Origin of the sequence: Mesorhizobium sp. M7A.F.Ca.AU.001.01.1.1, assembly GCF_004022735.1 — a bacterium.
Lineage (GTDB): Bacteria > Pseudomonadota > Alphaproteobacteria > Rhizobiales > Rhizobiaceae > Mesorhizobium > Mesorhizobium ciceri.
The window spans coordinates 1-813 of sequence record NZ_RZPF01001255.1; the positions used below are offsets into that span (position 1 = coordinate 1).

Below are 813 nucleotides of genomic sequence, written 5' to 3' on the forward strand. Positions count from 1 at the left end.
CCCTTTGCGAGAATGAGATCAGAGTCTTGACGTCTTGCGGAGCGGTCGTCGCGACGCGGCTGTCCCTCTCATCCGATGGAACAGCAATGCAGCTTATCCCGGGCCACCCCTGGAGCGCGGGGGAGCAAAGTCTCGTCGTGTCAGACCGTTTCGAAGACGTTTGCGGCAACAGGTTAGGCGAGGCTCTGGACCATGACGTGGGCGTGGCCGGGCGCCCCCGGACCGGGACAATCAACTTCACGCCGCACCGCTTCGGCTAATAGACCGGCAGTAAGTAGGCAGGAAGTCGATGCCGGCTCCCTCAAAAGTCTCCCAACGTCGGCACTCCTGATTGGCATTCATTCCCCGCCGGAATGATGGATATGTCTGCATGCTGTCTACCGGGCATCGATCGAACGAGTGCAAATGACCGTACTCCGTCTGTCGAGCGTCTGCTCGACAGGTCAGATTGCGGGCCTCGGCTCGTGGCCAGGCGTTTCGACGGGGACAACACGTCCAATTTTGAACGGGACCCTCATGTTGCAAGTATATGCCTTCGCGACCCCAAACAGCCTCCGGATTCCGATCGCCCTGGAAGAGCTTGGCCTGGACTACAAGCTAAACGCCGTAAACGTCCGCAAGGGCGACCAGAAGCAGCCAGGCTACCTGGCGATCAACCCCAACGGCAAGGTCCCGGTCCTGGTTGACCCCGAAGGCCCGGACGGCGAAACGCTAACCCTGACCGAGTCGGGCGCGATCCTCATCTACCTGGCTGAAAAGACCGGCGAGCTATTGCCCAGGAGCGGGGCCGCTCGCGCCCGCGTGTTCGAGCAG

Annotated in this window: 1 protein-coding gene; it reads left to right on the forward strand. The window is 61.4% G+C overall.

The window, feature by feature from the left end:
• Positions 1–405: 405 nt before the first annotated feature.
• Positions 406–813, forward strand: a 408-nt coding sequence (locus EN884_RS37480) for a glutathione S-transferase N-terminal domain-containing protein (protein ID WP_348633006.1), incomplete at its 3' end; no start/stop codon positions are given.